Source organism: Streptomyces sp. NBC_00448 (genome assembly GCF_036014115.1).
Taxonomy (GTDB): domain Bacteria; phylum Actinomycetota; class Actinomycetes; order Streptomycetales; family Streptomycetaceae; genus Actinacidiphila.
Window position 1 is genome coordinate 5,591,885 of record NZ_CP107913.1, and the last position, 17,253, is coordinate 5,609,137.

At 73.0% G+C, this 17,253-nt stretch carries 14 protein-coding genes and 2 pseudogenes; 9 read left to right on the plus strand and 7 right to left on the minus strand.

Annotated elements, in window-relative coordinates; translation table 11 throughout:
• Positions 1–108: 108 nt before the first annotated feature.
• Positions 109–1,449 carry an MFS transporter gene (locus tag OG370_RS23895; protein WP_328467558.1) on the plus strand — a complete coding sequence of 447 codons (1,341 nt, stop codon included), beginning with the start codon at positions 109–111 and terminating at the stop codon, positions 1,447–1,449.
• Between the two features lie 57 nt (positions 1,450–1,506).
• On the opposite strand, the gene OG370_RS23900 is transcribed toward OG370_RS23895, so the two are convergent.
• On the minus strand, positions 1,507–2,376 hold the full coding sequence (locus OG370_RS23900; RefSeq protein WP_328467560.1) for an alpha/beta fold hydrolase: 870 nt from the start codon (positions 2,374–2,376) through the stop codon (positions 1,507–1,509).
• A gap of 114 nt (positions 2,377–2,490) precedes the next feature.
• Between OG370_RS23900 and OG370_RS23905 the strand changes: the two genes are divergently transcribed.
• The 3 genes from OG370_RS23905 to OG370_RS23915 all read left to right on the plus strand — a co-directional run bounded on the left by OG370_RS23905 (position 2,491) and on the right by OG370_RS23915 (position 4,157).
• Positions 2,491–2,958: a helix-turn-helix domain-containing protein gene (locus tag OG370_RS23905; RefSeq protein WP_328467562.1), complete on the plus strand. Its 468-nt coding sequence runs from the start codon at positions 2,491–2,493 to the stop codon at positions 2,956–2,958.
• 63 nt (positions 2,959–3,021) lie between these two features.
• Positions 3,022–3,627, plus strand: a complete 606-nt coding sequence (locus tag OG370_RS23910; RefSeq protein ID WP_328467564.1) for a hypothetical protein — start codon at positions 3,022–3,024, stop codon at positions 3,625–3,627.
• A 146-nt stretch (positions 3,628–3,773) separates the two neighbouring features.
• Positions 3,774–4,157, plus strand: coding sequence for a DUF2516 family protein (locus OG370_RS23915; protein WP_328467566.1), 384 nt, complete (start codon positions 3,774–3,776; stop codon positions 4,155–4,157).
• 130 nt (positions 4,158–4,287) lie between these two features.
• On the opposite strand, the gene OG370_RS23920 is transcribed toward OG370_RS23915, so the two are convergent.
• Together OG370_RS23920 and OG370_RS23925 are read right to left on the minus strand one after the other, a co-directional pair.
• Entirely contained in the window at positions 4,288–5,676 is a 1,389-nt protein-coding gene (locus tag OG370_RS23920; RefSeq protein ID WP_328467568.1) for a PP2C family protein-serine/threonine phosphatase, read from the minus strand.
• Positions 5,677–5,925: 249 nt separating this feature from the next.
• A complete protein-coding gene (locus OG370_RS23925; protein ID WP_328467570.1) occupies positions 5,926–6,714 on the minus strand; it encodes a class I SAM-dependent methyltransferase in 789 nt (262 codons plus the stop codon).
• A gap of 295 nt (positions 6,715–7,009) precedes the next feature.
• On the opposite strand from OG370_RS23925, the gene mshA reads away from it, so the two are divergent.
• The 3 genes from mshA to OG370_RS23940 all read left to right on the plus strand — a co-directional run bounded on the left by mshA (position 7,010) and on the right by OG370_RS23940 (position 10,758).
• Complete coding sequence (mshA, locus tag OG370_RS23930; RefSeq protein WP_328474348.1) at positions 7,010–8,350, plus strand: D-inositol-3-phosphate glycosyltransferase; 1,341 nt, start codon at positions 7,010–7,012, stop codon at positions 8,348–8,350.
• Positions 8,351–8,543: 193 nt separating this feature from the next.
• Positions 8,544–9,017: a YbjN domain-containing protein gene (locus OG370_RS23935; protein WP_328474350.1), complete on the plus strand. Its 474-nt coding sequence runs from the start codon at positions 8,544–8,546 to the stop codon at positions 9,015–9,017.
• A gap of 160 nt (positions 9,018–9,177) precedes the next feature.
• A complete protein-coding gene (locus tag OG370_RS23940) occupies positions 9,178–10,758 on the plus strand; it encodes a glycosyl hydrolase family 28-related protein (protein WP_328467572.1) in 1,581 nt (526 codons plus the stop codon).
• Positions 10,759–10,807: 49 nt separating this feature from the next.
• Here OG370_RS23940 and OG370_RS23945 read toward each other — a convergent pair whose 3' ends face one another.
• Positions 10,808–12,208: an MDR family MFS transporter gene (locus OG370_RS23945; protein WP_328474352.1), complete on the minus strand. Its 1,401-nt coding sequence runs from the start codon at positions 12,206–12,208 to the stop codon at positions 10,808–10,810.
• Between the two features lie 97 nt (positions 12,209–12,305).
• On the opposite strand from OG370_RS23945, the gene OG370_RS23950 reads away from it, so the two are divergent.
• Positions 12,306–13,064, plus strand: coding sequence for a phosphoglyceromutase (locus tag OG370_RS23950; RefSeq protein ID WP_328467574.1), 759 nt, complete (start codon positions 12,306–12,308; stop codon positions 13,062–13,064).
• 279 nt (positions 13,065–13,343) lie between these two features.
• Here OG370_RS23950 and OG370_RS23955 read toward each other — a convergent pair.
• Positions 13,344–13,727, minus strand: a pseudogene (locus tag OG370_RS23955) (UTRA domain-containing protein); the annotation flags it as partial.
• A gap of 939 nt (positions 13,728–14,666) precedes the next feature.
• Here OG370_RS23955 and OG370_RS23960 point away from each other — a divergent pair.
• A complete protein-coding gene (locus OG370_RS23960) occupies positions 14,667–14,978 on the plus strand; it encodes a hypothetical protein (protein WP_328467576.1) in 312 nt (103 codons plus the stop codon).
• Positions 14,979–15,611: 633 nt separating this feature from the next.
• Here the strand turns inward: OG370_RS23960 and OG370_RS23965 are convergent.
• Together OG370_RS23965 and phoU are read right to left on the minus strand one after the other, a co-directional pair.
• Positions 15,612–15,926, minus strand: a pseudogene (locus OG370_RS23965) (alpha/beta hydrolase fold domain-containing protein); the annotation flags it as partial.
• Positions 15,927–16,535: 609 nt separating this feature from the next.
• Positions 16,536–17,216: a phosphate signaling complex protein PhoU gene (gene phoU / locus OG370_RS23970; protein ID WP_328467578.1), complete on the minus strand. Its 681-nt coding sequence runs from the start codon at positions 17,214–17,216 to the stop codon at positions 16,536–16,538.
• Positions 17,217–17,253: the final 37 nt, after the last annotated feature.

Below are 17,253 nucleotides of genomic sequence, written 5' to 3' on the forward strand. Positions count from 1 at the left end.
CCGCGTCGCGGGTGCGTGCTCGTACCCGCGCGGGCGAACTCCTCGCGGTGCGTTGTGCGGAGTGCGGGCTGGCCCTCGACCGACTTGAGGGCCCTACGGTCGGCGGCCATGGCCTCACTCGGCACCACGGACCCGGTCGTCCCCCCACCCGCGCGGACGGCGCTTCCCCGGTCGTACCTGCTCTGGCTCGCGGGGACCCGGGCCTCGCTGGCCGGCGACGCGGCTCTCGCCTTCGCGCTGGGGTGGGCGGCCAGCGCGCACGGCGGCCGGACGGCCGCGCTGGTGCTGACCGCGATCACGCTGCCCCGGACCGTGTTCCTGCTGCTGGGCGGGGCGGTCGGGGACCGCTTCGGGGCGCGCCGGGTGATGATCGCCGGGGACGTGGTGATGCTCGCGGCCGTACTCGCTCTCGCCGCCGCGGGCCGGGTGTGGGGCGCGCCGCCGGCGATGCTGCTCGGGTTCGCCGCGGTCGTCGGGACGGTGGACGCGTTCTATCTGCCCGCGACGGGGTCCATGCCGCGCCGCCTGGTGGGCAAGGAGCAACTGCCCCGGGCGCTGGCCGTGCGGCAGGCCGGCGGTCAGGTCGCCGCCCTGCTCGGGGCTCCGCTGGGGGCGGTGCTGGTCGCGGTGGCGGGCCTGAGCGGCACCGCGCTGGTCGACGCGGCCACGTTCGCGGCGGTCCTCGCCGTCATGGCGTGGGTGCGGCCGGCCGCCGAGGCGCGACGGTCGCCGCGTCGGGAAGTCCCGGGCGGGGAAGTCCCGCGTACGGAAGCCCTGGGCCGGGAAGACCAGCGTCGGGAAGTCCCGGGCGGGGAAGTCCCGCGTCCGGAAAGCCTGTTCGCGGGGATCGCCGGTGGGGTGCGGCTGGCCGCGGCCGATCCCGTGCTGCGTCCCGCGCTGCTCCTGACGGCCGTTGCTGCCGCCGGAGTGCTCCCCGTGGTCGGTCTGCTCGCGCCGCTGCTGGCGCGGTCCGACGGCTGGGGGCCGGGTACGGCGGGCCTGGTCGCCGCCGGTCAGGGCGCCGGCGTACTCCTGGCCGCGCTGGTGGCCGCCCGCCGCGGACCGCTGCGGCGGATCGGCGCGGGCGCGGGCCTGGGGCTGGTGTCCGCGGCGCTGGGAGCCGCCGCGCTCGCGGCCGTTCCGGCGTCCGCCCCTGCCGCCGCCGTCGCCGCGGCCGTCCTCGTCGGCAGCGGCTCGGGCATGTTCGCCTGCCACCTGGGCCCCCTGGTCCTCGCGGGCGCCCCCGACACGCACCTGTCCCGCGTCCAGTCGCTCCTCGCGCTGGTCCAGAGCCTTGCCCTGGTGGTCGGCAACAACGCCCTCGGCTGGCTCGCACACGCCTCCGGCCCCAGACCCGCGATCGCCCTCTGCGCCACCCTCGCCTGCCTGGCCGGCCTCGCCGCCCTCACCACCCCACCCCTACGATCTCTGCGCCGCGAAGGTCCGTAGCACCGGCGCGTCCACCGGTGCGTCCACGGGCGGAACCACGTCGGTCCGCCGGCGAACTCACCTTCCATGGAAGGGGAGTTCGCGTGCCAGGAAGTCGCCGACCGCGGCGCGGAACGCGTGGGGCCGCTCCACCCAGGGGAGGTGGCCGGCGCCGTCGAGCAGTGTCCGGGAGACCCGGGGGAGGGCTCGCTCCAACGAGTCGAGCGCCCAGTCCGGCCGGATGTCCTCGGCGCCGTGCACGATCAGCACGGGCACTTCCAACTTCTGGCAGGCCGCGAGTAGTTCGGGTGTGCCCGAGGTGCGGCGGACGTCGGCGTTGACGGTCGCGTTGCAGGCGAAGTTGACGCCGAACCAGGGTGTGGCCGATTCCTCGGCCTGTTCCCACGCCTTCTCCCGGTCGGCGTAGTCGGCCGACCACTGCAGTACGCACCACTCCCGTTCCTCCGCCTCGGTGCGCTGCTCGCGGTCGCCGAGATCCTCCCAACGGTCCAGGTCCGCCCCGAGGTTGGCACGCAGGTTCCGCTGGTAGACCGACCGCCAGGTGTCGCGCGCGTCGATCCCGCTGCCGGAGACGTAGACCAGTGCGCTGACCCGCTCGGGGTGGTCCAGCGCGTACTGCAGGGCCAGTTGGGCCCCGTACGAATGCCCCAGGAGCGCCATCCGCTCCAGCCCGAAGTGGCGCCGTACGGCATCCAGGTCGGCCACCGACCGGGCGACCGAGTACGGCCCGCGCCGCTGCGACCGCCCGCATCCGCGCTGGTCCCAGCGGTACACGGTGGCCCGGTCCGCCAGCAGCCCGGCCAGGTCCCCCAAGAAGTCCCACAACCCGGGCCCACCGTGGCAGCACACCACCGGGGCCCCCTCACCGCCCCGGGTCGCCCACAACCGCGTCCCGTCCTCCGCCGTCACCACCTCATCCGTACCCATCCGCCCCACGATGCCACCCCCACCGACCCCTGTCACGACTCCCGCCGCGGGTGGAGGGAAACAGTTGCAAGCAGGTTGCTTGCAATAGTTAGCGGGGTGGGGCACGCTGGGGTCATGGGTGCGTTGAAGGTGGGCGAGCTGGGGGAGTTCCTGCGGGAGCAGCGGCGCAGTGCGCAGTTGAGCCTGCGGCAGCTCGCTGATGCCGCGGGGGTGTCGAACCCTTACTTGAGTCAGATCGAGCGCGGGCTGCGGAAGCCGAGCGCGGAGATCCTGCAGCAGCTGGCGAAGGCGCTGCGGATATCGGCGGAGACCCTCTACGTGCAGGCGGGAATGCTCGACGCGCGGGAGCGGGACGAGCTGGAGGTGCCGGCGGCGATCCTGGCCGACCCGTCGATCAACGAACGGCAGAAGCAGGTGCTGATCCAGATCTACGAGTCCTTCCGCAAGGAGAACGCCGCGGCCCCGGAGGGGGCGGACGGCACGGGCGCCACGTGGGAAGCGGGTCGGGACGGGGCGGCCGCTTCGGTGGTGGCGGGCCGGGCAGCACCCGGCAGGACCGGCGGGCAACCGCCGAACGAGTGACAAAGCAAGCGATGAGCAAGCGACGTGCAAGCGACGAAGCAAGGAAGAAGAGGGACGAGAGCAATGACGATCACCGATGACATCGTGAAGGGCCTGCGCAACCCGACCCCGCTCTACGCGGTCGCGGGCACCGCGGACCTGGCCGCGGAGAAGCTGCGGGAGGTCCCGGGCCTGCTGGAGAAGCTGCGCGAGCAAGCGCCCGAGCGGTTCGAGAAGCTGCGGGCGACGGACCCGAAGGACGTGCAGCAGCGCGTCACCGAGGGAGCCAAGGACGCCCAGAGCAAGCTCAACGAGACCTTCTCCGATCTGGACCTGAAGGAGCTGCGGCCGGACTTCCGCAAGATCGGCGAGTCCGTGCAGGGCTTCGCGCTCCAGGGCGTCGGCCGCGCCGCGGAGTACGCGGTGCGCACCCGCGAGACGTACGACGAGCTGGCCGTGCGCGGCAAGGACGCCGTGGCGAAGTGGCGTGGCGAGCCGGCCGACGAGGTCGTGGACTTTCCCGCCGTGGGGCACACGTCGAAGTCCGGCTCGGCATCCGGATCGGCCTCGGCGTCCGCCGCCAAGCCGAAGCCGCAGTCGGGCAAGGCCGCGACGGAGTCCCCCAAGCCCGCCGCCCCGAAGAAGCCGGCCGCCCAGCGCCGTACCACCCCGCGGAAGCCGGCGGAGTGACCCGCCCGCCTCGGCGCGGCCGACCGGGGCCGAACGAGGTGAAGACCGACCGATGGACCGGGCACCGGATGCGCGCCCGGTCCGTTAGGCGGGTAGGACCGGTACGGTGGCCATGACCAGACAGTGACTGAGAGGCGGTGGACGACTTGCTGATCACAGCGTTCTTTTCGGTGGTCGGCCTGATCTCGTTGGCGCTTTTCCTCTTCGCGCTCTTCGCGTTCGTCGACGCGGCGATCCGTCGTGAGGACGCCTATCGGGCAGCGGACAAGAACACCAAGGCGTTCTGGCTGATCATCCTCGGCATCGCGGCCGCGGTGATGAAGCTGTTCAGCATCATGTCGTTCCTGCCGGTCATCGGCCTGATCGCCGTGATCGTGTACATGGTCGACGTCCGCCCGGCGGTCCGCGCCGTCAGCGGCCGTGGGCGTAGCGCCGGTGGCGGCGGTGGCCGCTTCGGTCGCCGTGGCGGCAGCCGCAGCGGGGGCAGCAGCAGCGACGGTCCGTACGGCCCGTACAACGGCCGCCGCTGAGAGTCTGAGTCCGGGCGGGGCACCTGGTCCGGGTCGCTTGGATGACGGGCCACCTGGATGACGGGGCCCCGGTCCTCGCGGCCGGGCGGGTAGCCCCCGCCCGCAGCGCGACACCGTGCCGCACCGCGTCCTACGGCTGCCGCTCCAGCAGCACCACGGCCACGTCGTCCGTCAGCTCACCACCGTTGAGTTCGCGCACCTTCGCCATGGTCGCGTCCAGCAGTTCCTCACCGCCGAGGCCCGCGGCCATCAGCTGCCCGGCGAGCCCGATCATGCCCTCCTGGCCCAGCCGCAGCGTGCCCTTGCCGATCCGGCCCTCGATCAGGCCGTCGGTGTAGAGCATCAGCGACCACTCGCCGTCCAGCCGGACCCCGATCCGGTCCCAGGAGGCGTCCGGCAGCAGCCCGAGCGCCGGCCCGCCCGCCTCGAACGGCAGCAACGCCGGCGGCCGGTCGGGGGCGGCGAGCATCGGGGCCGGATGCCCGGCCAGGTGCAGCTCGGCCGAGCGGCCGTCCGGCGCGATGTCGACCGCGCACAACGTGGCGAAGATCTCCTCGTCGGCACGCTCGTGCACCAGCACGTCCTGCATGGTGCGCAGCAGTTCCTCGCCGCCCAGCCCGGCGAAGGTCAGCGCCCGCCAGGCGATCCGCAGTTCCACGCCGAGCGCGGCAGCGTCCGGGCCGTGCCCGCACACGTCGCCGATCATCGCGTGCACGGTCCCGTCGGGGGTGCGCACCGTGTCGTAGAAGTCGCCGCCGAGCAGGGCCCGGCTGCGGCCCGGCCGGTAGCGCGAGGCGAACCGCAGCCCGGTCGCGCCCTCCAGCAGCGGGGTGGGCAGCAGCCCGCGCTCCAACCGCCGGTTCTCCCGGGCGAGCAGCCGGGTCTGGGTGAGCTGGCGCTGCGCGAGGTCGGCGCGTTTGCGCTCCACCGCGTAGCGCACGGCGCGGGTGACGGTCCCACCGTCCACGCTGTCCCGTACGAGGTGGTCCTGCGCGCCGACCCTGACCGCCTCGGCGGCGGTCTCCCCGTCGTCCGTGCCGTCGGTGAGGACGAGGACCGCGGTGCCCGGCGCCAGGCGCAGCACCTGCTGGAGGCCGCCGAGCACGTCCGGCAGATCGAGCAGGATGCAGTGCACGTCGTCGGTGAGCAGCCGCCCCGCCGCGGTCAGGTTGCGCGCCCGCAGCAGGCGGATACGGGGGCCGCCCGACTCGTGGAAGTAGGGCGCGGTGAACGCGCCGGCCGGGTCGTCGCCGATCACCAGCAGGGTCAGCACGAGCGGGTCCGGGACGGTGTCCTGGCGCTGCCGGGGCAGCGCCAGCGTCTGCCCGGTGGCGGTGGAGCCGGTGGCGGTCGCGCCGGCGGGCGCCGGATCGGATGAGCGGGCCGGTGCCGGTCCCGGCGCCGGGGGCTCCTGGGGAGCGTCGTGCCGCGTCGAGGCGTCCGCGGGCACGCCTTCACGGCCCTGGGCACCGCGGTGGGTGTCCGAGGGCCGTTCGGTGCCGCGCCTGGCAGCGGACATCACTCGGCTCCTTCCCTCCCCCTGAGGTCTCGGTCTGGCGACCCTAGTGGTTCAAGCGGACGGGACGGGAGTGCCGAAAGTGAATCCCCCGTGCCATATGCCGGTACGGGTGGGCGGTTTGGGAGCCAATGGGGGCATCCGCCCATGACCAAGGTCACGCGTGACGGGTGCAACCGTGTGGCGTACGCGACCCTCTTCCGGGTCCAGGTGGCGTTCTCAGGGCGCCCCGGACCCGGAAGGCGCGGCCGCTCACGGCGCGACGGATTCCCACGCCAGCGTGATCTCGCCCTGGCGCCAGCGGGTGGGACCGTCGAGCACCGGCCACCCCTGGTCGCGCAGGTCGCGTACCGCCCTGATCCAGCGCTGCCGCGCGCCGAGCGAGGAGAGGGGCGCCGCGGACGCCCAGGCGCGATCGAACGCCGTGAGGAAGGCGTGGACGGGCTCGCCCGGCACGTTGTGGTGGATGAGCGCCTTGGGGAGGCGCTCCGCGAGGTCGGACGGGCGGTGGAGCGAGCCGAGCCGGGTCGCGAAGGTGATGCTGCGCGGACCCTCCGGGCCGAGCGCGACCCAGACGTGCCGGCGCCCGATCTCGTCGCAGGTGCCCTCGACCAGCAGGCCGCCGGGTGCCAGCCGGGCCCGTAGCGCGGCCCAGACGCCGGCCACCTCGGCCTCGTCGTACTGGCGCAGCACGTTCGCCGCGCGGATCAGCAGGGGGCGGCGGCTGCCGGGCAGCGGGAGTTCGAAGCCGCCGTGCAGGAAGGTCAGGCCGTCGCGGGTATAGGGGAGTGCCGCGGTGACCCGGGCGGGCTCGATCTCGACGCCGACCACCTCGACCTGCGGCCGTACCCGGCGCAGCCGCGTCAGCAGCTCGACGGCGGTCCAGGGCGCGGCGCCGTATCCGAGGTCGACGGCGAGCGGGTCGGCGGCGTTGCGCAGCTCCCGGGCGAGGGTGGCGGCGATCCAGCGGTCCATCCGGCGCAGGCGGTTGGGGTTGGTGGTGCCCCTGGTCACCGTGCCCACCGCGCGCCCGCCGCTCATGGGCACGAGGGTAGACGAGCGTGAACGGGCGGACCGGGGGCGTGCGCACCGCGAAGGGCCCGGCCGCGCGATACACCGGGCGCCGGGCACGGGGCTTCGCACGAGGGAGCGCGCGGTCACGCCGTCGTCGTACCGGCGCGGGTACGGCCATGCCGGTCACGCGGGTCATGCCGGTCGTGGCCCCGGGCGCCGTGGTAACGACCTGACATCGGTGCGGAAGATCGGAAATGGAATCGCAGATTCCGGTGTTGTGCGAGGTTGACGACGGGGGTACGGCTGCCGGAAGGATCGCATGGTGACCACGTACACGTCCCGGCTCGGCGCGCGCCGCGGAACCCCGCACAAGCGGTGGACGGTCGGGCGCCGGGTACGGCGGGTGGCGATGCTGAGCGTGCACACCTCTCCTCTGCACCAGCCGGGCACCGGCGACGCCGGCGGTATGAACGTGTACATCGTGGAGCTGGCCAGACGGCTGGCCGAGCGGGACATCGAGGTGGAGATCTTCACCCGGGCCACCACCGGCGGCGCGCCCCCCGCGGTCGAGCTGGCCCCCGGCGTGCTGGTGCGGCACGTGGACGCCGGCCCGTACGAAGGGCTCGCCAAGGAGGACCTGCCGGCCCAGCTCTGCGCGTTCACGCACGGCGTGATGCAGGCGTGGGCCGGTCACCGCCCGGGGCACTACGACCTGGTGCACTCCCACTACTGGCTCTCCGGCCACGTCGGCTGGCTGGCCGCCGAGCGCTGGGGCGTACCCCTGGTGCACGCCATGCACACCATGGCCAAGGTGAAGAACGCCGCGCTCGCCGCCGACGACTGCCCCGAGCCGACCGCCCGGGTGATCGGCGAGACGCAGGTGGTGGCGGCCGCGGACCGGCTGATCGCGAACACCGACGAGGAGGCCGCCGAGCTTGCGCGGCACTACGACGCGGCGCCCGGCAAGGTCGCCGTCGTCCACCCCGGTGTGAACCTCGACCGCTTCCGGCCCGACGCCGGCGGGCGGTCCGCCGCCCGGGCCCGGCTCGGGCTGCCGCAGGACGCGGTGATCCCGCTCTTCGCCGGGCGGATACAGCCGCTGAAGGCGCCCGATGTGCTGGTCCGCGCCGTGGCGGTGCTGCTGGAGCGCGACCCGGCGCTGCGCGAGCGGCTGGTCGTGCCGATCGTCGGCGGCCCCAGCGGCAGCGGGCTGGCCAAGCCCGAGGCGCTGCACAAGCTGGCCGCGCGGCTCGGCGTGTGCGACGTCATCCGGTTCCAGCCGCCGGTGGACCAGGCGCGGCTCGCGGACTGGTACCGCGCGGCGACGGTCCTGGTCATGCCGTCCTACAGCGAGTCCTTCGGGCTCGTCGCGATCGAGGCGCAGGCGTGCGGCACCCCGGTGGTCGCCGCCGCGGTCGGCGGGCTGCCGGTCGCGGTCGCCGACGGCCGCACCGGCTTCCTCGTCCCCGGGCACGACCCGCGGGACTACGCCGACGCGCTGCGGCGCTTCGTCGACCACCCGCACCTCGCGGACGACCTCGGCGCGGCCGCGGCCCGGCACGCCCGCGGCTTCGGCTGGGGCGCCGCGGCGGCGGACACGGCCGAGGTGTACGCGGCGGCGCAGCAGGAGCACCGCCGTCACCTACGATCGGCCCATGGCTGACGCTTCCCCGGAGCACCCCGAGTCCACGGAGCCCTCGAAGTCCACGGAGCCCTCCGCGCCGGGCGGGCCGAGCGCGCCGGGCGGGCCCGACGCGTCGTCCGTGCCCTCCGCGCCGGAGGGGTCTCCCGAGCCGCCGGAGCCCGCGGACACCGGCCGCGCGCCGTCGCCGGCCACCGCCCGCGCCCGGGCGGCGGTGGAGCAGGCGCTGCGCGAGGCCGAACTCCCGTGGGAGTCACCCCGCGTGGGCACGTACGTCACCCAACTCCCGGGCACCCGCAAGCTGTCCACCACCACCCAGCTCATCGTCGGCGAGCACACCCTCTCCCTCAACGCCTTCGTGATCCGCCACCCCGACGAGAACCACGACGCCTTCCACCGCTGGCTGCTCGAACGCAACCTCCGTACGTACGGCGTCGGTTACGCCATCGACCGGCTCGGTGACGTCTACCTCGCCGGCCGCCTCCCGCTGGCCGCCGTCACCCCGGCGGAGGTCGACCGGCTCCTGGGCGCGGTCCTGGAGAACGCGGACGGCTCCTTCAACGTGCTGCTCGAACTCGGCTTCGCGTCCGCGATCCGCAAGGAGTACGCCTGGCGGGTGGCCCGCGGCGAGTCCACCCGCAACCTGGATGCGTTCACCCACCTGACCAGGCCGTCCTCCGAGGAGTAGCGGGCCGCCGCCCGTCCTCTCCGCAGACGCCTACGTCTCCTGGACGAATCCGCGGCAGGCGGGTCTTCCCCGTTCCCGTCGGAAGCCATCCCGCGTATCGTACCGGCGGACGCATGAGTGAATCGTATTCAGATTCATGAACTCAGTGGAGGGCGGGGCCATGGCGGAGCACCCGGGCGGCGGGCTGTGGGCGGAGTTCGTGGCGAATCCCTACGCGCACCCGCAGATCCCCTACGTGGCGCAGGCCGGCTGCGCGGACGGCGCCACCGACTTCCCCCGGCGCCAACTCCGGGCGCGCGTCGAGGAGTTCGGTGCGCGGGCGGACGGCACGGCGGACGCGGCGCCCGCGATCAACCGGGCGCTGCGTGAGGTGGGGGAGTCCGGCGGCGGGGAGGTGCTGCTGGGCCCCGGCACGTACCGGATCGACGACGTGGTGCAGGTCGGCTGGAGCGGCACCACGCTGCGGGGCGCGGGCAGCGGGCGGACCACGCTGTACGCGACCCGCCCGCTGGAGGAGATCGTCGGTGGCTACGGCAGCAGATACGGCGGCGACAAGTCCAGCTGGTCGTGGGCGGGCGGCCTGGTCTGGATGTGTCCGGCGGCCCGCTACCGCGAGTTGACCGGCGCGATCCGCGAGCGGGACTGGCCGTTCGAGGGCTGGACCGGCAACCGCCGAACGGACTTCGAGCCGCTGGCCCGGGTCACCACGGAGTCACTGCAGGGCAGTTGGAGCGTGCGGGTGGACGACCCCTCGTCGCTGCGGGCCGGAGACCGGGTTCTGCTGCAGTACGCCGACACCCCGTCCCATGGCCTGCTGCGGCACATGGCCGGCGACGTGCCGGGCGCGGCGGCGTACGACTGGTCGGACAAGACGAAGCTGCTGTCGTACCTGCCGTACGAGTGGCCGGTGCGGATCGCGTCCGTCGACGGGGACGAGATCGGCCTCGACCGGCCGCTGCCGCTGGACACCCGCTCGGAGTGGCAACCGACGTTCACCACCTGCGTGCGGCCGCTGACCGGCTCCGGGGTGGAGGGCCTGACGATCGCGACGGCGGCCGGCGAGCAGGGCCCGCACCTGCGGGACCGGGGCTGGAACGGCCTTGCCGCGCAATGCACTTGGGACTGCTGGGTGGACGACGTGCACGCGGTCGACGTCGACAACGGCTTTCTGATGGTCGCGGCGAAGGCCACCACCTTCCGGCGTACCCGCGTGGCCGGCCGCGGCTGCCACCACGCGTACGCCTGCCGCGAGGGCTCGCACGACAACCTCGTCACCGACTTCGCCGTCGAGCGCCGCACCACCCCGGCCCCGCCGGACGCCCAACTGCACGGCATCAACGTGGAGGGGCTGTCGTCCTACAACGTCTGGGCGGGCGGGCGGATGGAGATGGGGACCTTCGACACCCACCGCGGGCTGCCGTTCGCCTGCGTGCGTACCGACATCAGCTGCGAGAACGACGGTCGGCACGGTGGCGACCTGACCGCCGGGCCGCTCTACGGCGCGCGGTTCACCCACTGGAACATCACCGTCACCAACGGCCGGGCGGGCTGCGTCCGCATCGACGAGGTCGCCCCGCGCAGCGCGACGGTCGCGGTCTCCGAGGTCACCGAGTTCGCCCAGACCGATACCCCCGACTTCGCCGGCCCGCTCGACACCAGGCTCCAGTCCTACGGTGCCCCCGGTCCGGCCGCGGACGTCCCCGCGGATCTGTACCGGGCGCAGCGTGAACTGCTGCGGTGACGGGGGTGCGTGGCGGGGGTGCGTGGCGGGGCGGGCGGAGGCGGTGCGGTCAGACCGGGTCGAGGTCGTTCCCGGTCGGAGCGACGGGTGTTGGCGTTTGTGCGGCCGGCGTCTGTGCGGCGGGTGAGGTCTGTGCGGCGGGCGGCGCCGCCGGAGCGGGCACCTCCGCGAGAAGCGGCGACGTACGCGTACGGAGCAGGCCGTAGTAGCCCGCGCCCGCCACGGTGCCGACGGCCGCGCATCCCCACCAGACGGCGCCCCGCCCGAGGTGGTCCAGGGTGACGCCGCCCGCGAGCGGCCCGGCGAAGGCGGCGGCGGACCAGGACAGCGAGAACATGCCCTGGTAGCGGCCGCGCGCGGAGGCGGGGGCGAGGTCGGCGACCACCGACATGGACGCGGGGGCGTGCACGATCTCGCCGACCGTCCAGATCACGACGGTCAGCGCGTAGACCGCCACGGACCCGGCGAAGGCGGTGGCCCCGAACCCCCAGGCCATCAGCAGCGACCCCGTGGCCAGCAGGCCGGCCGCGCTGCGCGAACGCAGTGCCCGGGTGAGCGGGATCTGGAGCAGCACGATCACCAGGCCGTTCAGCGCGATCACCAGCCCGTACTGCCGCGCCGAGTAGCCGTCGGCGCCCATGTCGACCGCGAGGGTGGAGGAGCCCTGCTGCATCACCGCGCCGACCAGGAAGGTCAGGCCGACCACGGCCATGAAGCGGCGGTCGCGGGCGACGTCGGCGAGGGTGATCGGGCGGGTGGGGCCGGCGGGGGCGGTGCGCGGATCGCCCTTCCCGGCTGCGGCGGTGCGTGCGGCCCTGCGGCCGGGCGCGGCACCCGACGTGGCGTGCGCCGCGGCACGTGGCACGGTGCTCGGCGCGGCATTCGGCACGGCGCTCGGCAGCGTCTCCCGGACCTTGGCGAAGACCACCAGCGCACACAGCAGCGTGGTGACCGCGTCGCCGAGGAACAGCCAGAGGTAGCCCTCGGCGGCGACGAAGCCCGCGACGGCCGCCGAGACGCCGAACCCCATGTTGATCGCCCAGTAGTTGAGGGAGAACGCGCGCACCCGGTCCTCCGGCGGCACCAGGTCGGCGATCATCGCGGAGAGCGCGGGGCGGGAGGCGTTGCCGACGAGGCCGAGGAGCGCGGCGACCGCGGCGACGGCGAGCGGCGCGGTGACCAGGCCGAGCACGGCGGTGGCCGCGGCGGCGCCGACCTGCGCGGTGAGCAGGGTGATCCGGCGCCCGATCCGGTCGGCCAGCACCCCGCCGAGCACCGCGCCGCCGGCCCCGCCCAGGCCGTAGAGCGCGGCCACCAGCCCGGCGTACGAAGGGGAGTAGCCGCGCTGCGCCGTCAGGTACAGCGCGAGGAAGGTCGCGACGAAGCCGCCCAGCCGGTTGACCAGGGTGCTTGTCCACAACCACCAGAACTGCCGGGGCAGCCCCGACATGGTCTCCCGCACCGTCGATGTAATAGTCACTCTCACGATGCGCAGATTACATAGGCCGGTCGCGGGGCGCCACTCGATTTCCATTACGCTCAGAGGCATGGCTGCTGCTGCGTACAAGCTGATCCTGCTCCGCCACGGCGAGAGTGAGTGGAACGCGAAGAACCTCTTCACCGGCTGGGTGGACGTCAACCTCAACGACAAGGGTGAGAAGGAGGCGGTCCGGGGCGGCGAGCTGCTCAAGGACGCCGGCCTGCTCCCCGACGTGCTGCACACCTCCGTGCTCAAGCGCGCGATCCGCACCTCCCAGCTCGCCCTGGAGGCGGCGGACCGGCTCTGGGTCCCGGTGCGGCGCTCCTGGCGGCTGAACGAGCGGCACTACGGTGCCCTCCAGGGCAAGGACAAGGCGCAGACCCTCGCGGAGTTCGGCGAGGAGCAGTTCATGCTCTGGCGCCGTTCTTACGACACCCCGCCGCCGGTGCTCGCCGACGGCGCCGAGTACTCCCAGTCCGACGACCCGCGCTACGCCACCATCCCGCCGGAGCTGCGTCCCCGCACCGAGTGCCTCAAGGACGTCGTCGAGCGGATGCTCCCGTACTGGTACGACAGCATCGTGCCCGACCTGCTCACCGGCCGCACCGTGCTCGTCGTCGCCCACGGCAACTCGCTGCGGGCCCTCGTCAAGCACCTCGACGGCATCTCCGACGCCGACATCGCCGGCCTGAACATCCCCACCGGCATCCCCCTCGCCTACGACCTCGACACCGACTTCCGCCCGGTCATCCCCGGCGGCACCTACCTCGACCCCGACGCCGCGGCCGCCGCGATCGAAGCGGTCAAGAACCAGGGCAAGAAGTAGCCCTTCCAGCCTCACCATGCCCCCGACCTGCGGGTTCATCCGCGGGAAGGGGGCATGCGCGGGTCCGGGGCCGTCTGCGGGCCGTGTCGTGCTCGACGGTTCAACCCCAGAGCGGCTGTGGGCTGAAAAATCTTGATCGTTCGGTGTCCCCGGAGGAGTCGGAACGAGCACCGGCTCATCACGCGGCCTGGCTACTCGTCTATATGAGTTGAGATGTTGGTGTGTACGAGTTCGGGGAGCCTGCCCGGATCGTCGACGCTGCGGCTGCATAGGCCGTGCTCACGTGGCCGGAAGCTGGTAGGCGAGGACGTACGCGTCGGCTGCCATCACGGTGTCGCAGACTTCGACGGCGCGTCCCTCGGTGTCGTACGCGGTGCGGATGAGGTGGATGACGGGCACTCCGGATGCCAGGTGGAGCGTCTTGACCTCTTGCGGGGCGGGCATGCGGGCGCGGATCTCCTCCTCGAAGTGGTCCAAGCGGTGGCCGAGTTCTTCGAGGCGGGCGTAGATGCCGCCGGGGCCCGGGTTGGGCTTGGCGATGGCGGTGCCGCGGGCGAGGTCCAACGGGAGGTAGGACGCGGCGAATTCGACCGGGCGCCCGTCGAGGAGGTAGCGGCGGCGCCGGGCCAGTACGCGGCGCGGTCCGCCCAGGCGGGTGGCGAGACCGCACAGCCAGGGTCAAGGCCATGCCTCCGGCGGGGGCGCTCCGGCTCCGGGATGGCCCCAACCCGTTGGCGGCCGCGGGTTCGTCGTGCGAGGGGTGCGGGAGTTCCCATCCCGTCTGCCATCGACCCGGGCAAACCGAGCAGTCGCGGCCCAGGGCGTCAAGGTCGTTCGTACAGTGGCGCGCTCCACCTTGACGCCCCGAACCACGCCCGCTCCACATCAGTGCGGGCCGACGGCAGACGGGATGGGAGCTAGGAGGGGGTCGGTTGAGGCGAATGGTGCAGGTGGAGGGAGGTGGTCCGGCCGATTGTCGTTGTCTGCTCTCGAACTGAGGTTCATGATCTAGACATGGTCGAGTCCGGGAGACACCGCGCCGAACCCCTGCCGCCCATGCCAGCGGGTAAGCGGTTTGGCAACTGGCTTCGAACCTGGCCACGGAGGCCCCGTCAGTCGATTACTTGGAGGCACTTCATCCCGAAAACGGGTCTGCTGTTCGAGCCATGCCTATTGACTGCGGGCCTGCTGTACGACGGTGTCTGGGTGTTGTTCGGATCTCATCAGACGTTCCGTCTCGGAGGGGCGCTTGCCTTGCTAGGAGGCATAGTGCTCACGACGGTGATCATTCTCTATGTACGCCGCCCCACGTCACCGAAGCAGAAGGTTCCTGGGTCTGGCCAGTGAGCCGGGCCGACGTGCCACGCGCGTGCCACGTCGGAGGGGAAGTCGCGGGGACTCGCGGTGATTCGCACGGACGGGGGCTCTCCGGAGCCGTGTCCCGAACGTTGCCCCCAGGGCCGCAGCGAAGTACAGCAACCACCCAGACCACAGCCGACCCACCCCAGCGACAGGTCCCGTAGAAGGTCACGGCGGGGGCGCTGCACTGGTCTTCCAAGTTGGGGCTGAACGGTGCCGCACCTTGCCGGTACGATCTGCCTCGTGTCCGAGTACGTGTGGCCGCCAGGGCTCGGAACCTCGGCGCAAGAAGACGTCCGCCGAAGTTGGCCGGCGACCGTGTCCTCCCTGCCGATGGGAGCATCGGTCAGCGGCCTCGTCATCGGTCGCCAACCATTCGGCGTGTTCATCCGGATTGACGGTGTGCCTAATGCTGTGGGCCTGGCCGAGATCACGGCTATGCCTCGCGAGATGGATCTACCGCCCATGGGCGCCGTGGTCACGGGCCGGGTGATCTGGCATGCCGACCACAATCATCAGGTGAAGCTCAGGCTGGATGAGCGGGCGCGCCCGTAGGGGATCGTCTCCCGGGCCGTCCGGCGCTGCTCGACGGTGCCCAAGGACGACCGATGACGACCCCTCCGGCATGCACGGCAGGCGCCCTCACCAGCGAAACCCCAGGTCGCCGCGATCCCCGCCAACAATCGGGGCAGAAGTACTTCTTCACGGCACCCATGCCCCCTTCCAGCGGGATGCGGGCGGCCTGGAACGAACCCTGCGGGCGGTTGCGGACCGGGCCGAAGTGCGCGGGGCGGCGCAGGTGGCGGTGCGCTTCTCGCGGACTCGGGGAACCTCCCTTTCCTGAGGCTTGGTTGTGGCGTAGGCAGGGGAGCCAGTAGGCAGGTGCCTGCGCCGGTCTGTGTTCGGGGAGAGACCTCGCGGGGGTCGGAAGCGGGGGGATGGGATGAGCGAGCAAAGGCGTTGGCGTCTGCTGATCATTGCGTTGTGCGCCTGGGCTGCTTTCTGTGTCGCCGTGGACCGGTGGGTCTTTGACGAGTCGTGGCGGCAAGTGGCCTTCATTCCCCTGCTCGTGGCACTTCCGGTTCCCGTCGGGGAGTTCAGGCGACGGCGGCAGCGGAAGCGTTGGGCGCCGCCACCGCCGTTGTGAGTTCTCCTGTCGGAGCTGGGCGCGGGCGGAGTCAGGCGTGGAGCGCGTCGGAGGGTGGCGGCGGCGAGGGTGATCGCGGCCTGGGCGGCGTGGGTTTCGCGGAGGGCGTCGACCATCACGAAGTCGTGGATGATGCCGCTGGTAGCGGACAGCGGTGACCGGTACGCCCGCGGCGCGCCGCTTGTTCGCGTACGCCTCGCCCTCGTCGCGCAGCACGTCCGTCTCGCCGGTGATCACCAGGGCCGGGGGCAGGCCGGCCTGTTGGTCGGTGGTGTCCGCAGCGGCGAGACGGTGATCTCGGCGCGCTCCGCCTTGCTGGTCGTGCACTGGTCCCAGAACCACCGCATGCCCTCGCGGGCGACAGCTCACCGCCAACGCGACGGCTGGCTGACGCCCCGCGCGGACATACGCCGGCGCGGCTGCCGGCTGAGCTGCCGGCCGGCCCCGGCATGCGCGGGCTCCGCCCGGTCGACCGGGCGGAGCCTGGATACGCGTGCTGGTGGGAGGAACTAGTGGGAGCAGCCGCTGCACTGGCAGGGGCCGCCGGACTGGCAGCCGCAGCCGCAGCCCGAGCCGCAGCCGCAGGCGGCGACCAGGGGGAGCGGGGTGCGCAGGGGGGACGCGTTCTCTGGCGCGGGGCGGTCGCGGTCGCGGACGGGCGGTGGGGTGGGGGACTGCGGCATCGGTGACACCCTCCTCAGGCTTGCCTGACCACCAGTGAACCCCGGCGTGTTCCGGTGTTCAAGGGCGCACGAGGGCATCCCGGGCAGGCGCCGCCGCCCCGCGCGCCCCCCTCCGCCTGGCCGGGGCGCGCGCCCCGCCGCCGGCCCCGGGCCGCGACCGTCGACCGGTGACGCGGACCCGGAACCGGAACCGGCGGCCCTGCCGTGCGCCGCCGCCGGCCCTGAGCCGCTGACCGGCCCGCCGTAGGACGCGCCTCACCGTAAGAACGCGCGCCCCCGCCGTTACGCGCCCTCGACCGACGTCGGGGTCGGGCTCAGCTCGTCCGCGTGCTCGCCCGTCACCAGGTAGACCACCCGCTTGGCGACCGAGACCGCGTGGTCGGCGAAGCGCTCGTAGTACCGGCCGACCAGTGTGACGTCGACCGCGGTCTCGATGCCGTGCTTCCAGCGGTCGTCGAGGAGGTGCTGGAAGAGGGTGCGGTGCAGCTCGTCCATGCGGTCGTCGTCCGCTTCGAGCTGGAGCGCGTCGTCGACGTCCTTGGTGATGATCACCTCGGCGGCCTTCGCCATCAGCCGCTGCGCGAGCTGCCCCATCTCCAGGATGGTGCTGTGCAGGTCGCGCGGCACGGCCGACTCCGGGAAGCGCAGCCGGGCGAGTTTGGCCACGTGCCGCGCCAGGTCGCCGGAGCGCTCCAGGTCGGCGCTCATCCGCAGGCTCGTCACGACGATCCGCAGATCGGTGGCGACCGGCTGCTGCCGGGCGAGCAGCGTGATCGCGCGGTTCTCCAGCTCGCGCTGGAGGTCGTCGACCTTCTCGTCCGCGGCGATCACGCTCTCCGCGACCTTGAGGTCCGCGTCCAGCATCGCGGTGGTGGCACGGCCGATCGCGGACCCGACCAGCCGGGCCATCTCGACCAGCCCGTCACCGATCGAGTCAAGCTCCTCGTGGTATGCGTCCCGCATCGCTTTCCTTCCGTACAGGCCGAGGGCACACATGCCG

Bases quoted from the DNA above. Each gene is read 5' to 3' on its own strand.
- OG370_RS23920 (WP_328467568.1), bottom strand. From the start codon at position 5,676: ATGTCCGCTGCCAGGCGCGGCACCGAACGGCCCTCGGACACCCACCGC.
- OG370_RS23905 (WP_328467562.1), top strand. From the start codon at position 2,491: ATGGGTGCGTTGAAGGTGGGCGAGCTGGGGGAGTTCCTGCGGGAGCAG.
- OG370_RS23910 (WP_328467564.1), top strand. From the start codon at position 3,022: ATGACGATCACCGATGACATCGTGAAGGGCCTGCGCAACCCGACCCCG.
- phoU (WP_328467578.1), bottom strand. From the start codon at position 17,216: ATGCGGGACGCATACCACGAGGAGCTTGACTCGATCGGTGACGGGCTG.
- OG370_RS23925 (WP_328467570.1), bottom strand. From the start codon at position 6,714: ATGAGCGGCGGGCGCGCGGTGGGCACGGTGACCAGGGGCACCACCAAC.
- OG370_RS23940 (WP_328467572.1), top strand. From the start codon at position 9,178: ATGGCGGAGCACCCGGGCGGCGGGCTGTGGGCGGAGTTCGTGGCGAAT.
- OG370_RS23895 (WP_328467558.1), top strand. From the start codon at position 109: ATGGCCTCACTCGGCACCACGGACCCGGTCGTCCCCCCACCCGCGCGG.
- OG370_RS23950 (WP_328467574.1), top strand. From the start codon at position 12,306: ATGGCTGCTGCTGCGTACAAGCTGATCCTGCTCCGCCACGGCGAGAGT.
- OG370_RS23945 (WP_328474352.1), bottom strand. From the start codon at position 12,208: ATGTCGGGGCTGCCCCGGCAGTTCTGGTGGTTGTGGACAAGCACCCTG.
- OG370_RS23900 (WP_328467560.1), bottom strand. From the start codon at position 2,376: ATGGGTACGGATGAGGTGGTGACGGCGGAGGACGGGACGCGGTTGTGG.